The organism is Escherichia albertii NBRC 107761 = DSM 17582 (assembly GCF_000759775.1).
Lineage (GTDB): Bacteria > Pseudomonadota > Gammaproteobacteria > Enterobacterales > Enterobacteriaceae > Escherichia > Escherichia albertii.
In genome coordinates this window covers 1-794 of sequence record NZ_BBMY01000230.1, presented here as the reverse complement: position 1 = coordinate 794, position 794 = coordinate 1, and the positions used below count along the sequence as shown (strand labels likewise).

Annotated in this window: 1 pseudogene and 1 other annotated feature; the pseudogene reads right to left on the bottom strand. The window is 54.9% G+C overall.

Going from position 1 to position 794, the window contains the following annotated elements:
• Positions 1 to 741, bottom strand: a pseudogene (locus EA14781_RS25130) (IS3 family transposase); the annotation flags it as partial.
• Positions 344 to 460: a sequence feature (AL1L pseudoknot), on the bottom strand. (Overlaps the previous pseudogene by 117 nt.)
• Positions 742 to 794 lie beyond the last annotated feature (53 nt).

The window sequence follows — 794 nt, the reverse complement described above, 5'->3', positions numbered from 1 at the left end:
CGTAAGTAAAATCAGCCACCCACAGCTGGTCAGGTCGTTCTGCCACGAACTGACGGTTTACGCGGTCGCCTGCGGCAACGGCTTTCCGGCTGATGGTCGTACGGACCTTTTTACCCCGGAGAACACCGGCAAGTCCCATAACCGCCATGAGGCGCGCCACTGTACATCTGGCTACCCTGATTCCTTCCCGTAACAACTGACGCCAGACTTTACGCACACCGTATACCTGATGATTCCCATCGTATACGCGCAGTATCTCTTTCTTCAGCCAGTCATCGCGCTGCGCACGGGCACTGCGTTTATCAGGATGATGTCGCTGTTGCTGACAGTGGTAATACGTTGACGGGGCAATATGTAGTTCACTGCATACCGGTCCGACCCCGTACAGCTTACGCAGCTTATCCAGCAGTGGCATCACTTTTTCCAGAGGCGGTCGAACTCCGCCTTCGCAAAATAAGCGGAAGCCTGGCGAAGGATATCGTTACTGCGGCGCAGTTCACGATTTTCACGTTCCAGCTCTTTCAGACGCTGACGTTCAGCGGTGGTGAGCCCGCCATCACCGCCTCCGGTATCCCGCTCATGCTGGCGTACCCAGACACGCAGAGTCTCCGGTGTACAGCCAATCTTTGGGGCAATGGAACAAATTGCCGCCCACTGTGAGTCATATTCGCCCTGACTTTCCAGAACCATACGAATCGCCCTCTGACGGACTTCGGGGGAAAAACGAGTATTTTTAGTCATCCTGTTTACCTCTTTCTCAGGGAGTTTAGTCTCCAGGATTCCCGGGGCGGTTC